At 71.3% G+C, this 523-nt stretch carries 1 protein-coding gene; it reads left to right on the top strand.

The features are described 5' to 3' along the window. Nucleotides 1-77: 77 nt before the first annotated feature. A partial coding sequence (gene gpM, locus AC0KUR_RS38145; protein ID WP_473377427.1) for a phage terminase small subunit occupies nt 78-523 on the top strand: 446 nt, incomplete at its 3' end.

The following is a 523-nucleotide window of genomic DNA, read 5'->3' as shown; positions in this document are numbered from 1 at the left end:
GAGCAGTACGGCGCCGGCTGCGTGGTCGAGGGCATCCAGTTCGCCGACGCTGCCCCGGCCGCTCCGCAGGGTGGCGCATGACGAACCCGTTCCGCCAACACTTCCAGCGCACCATCGCGGCCACGGCCGCGCGCGGTACGCCGGCGAGTGTCGGCGGGCTGCGCGACGACTCGGCATATACGCTGATGCTCGCGCAGCTCGACGAACACCGCCGCGCGCTGAAGGCTGTCGAGTCGCTCGAGCGCAAGGCCGACCTGAAGCGGCAGTTCCTGCCTGCATACGACGCGTGGGTCGCGGGCGTGCTCGACGGCGCAGCCGGCGCCCAGGACGACGTGCTGATGACGATCATGGTCTGGCGCATCGACGTCGGCGATTACCAGGGCGCGCTCGAGATCGGCGCGTACGCGCTCCGGCACGCCCTCCCGCTGCCCGACCAGTACAAGCGCAGCACGCCGTGTCTGCTCGTCGAGGAATTCGCCGAGGCCGCGCTGCGCGCTCATCGCGCCGGCGACGCGATCCAGGT

The sequence above is a fragment of the Burkholderia sp. YHN3-13 genome (assembly GCF_055810675.1).
Note: the sequence above shows the minus strand (reverse complement) of the source record. Positions and strands in the feature narration are given on the sequence as shown.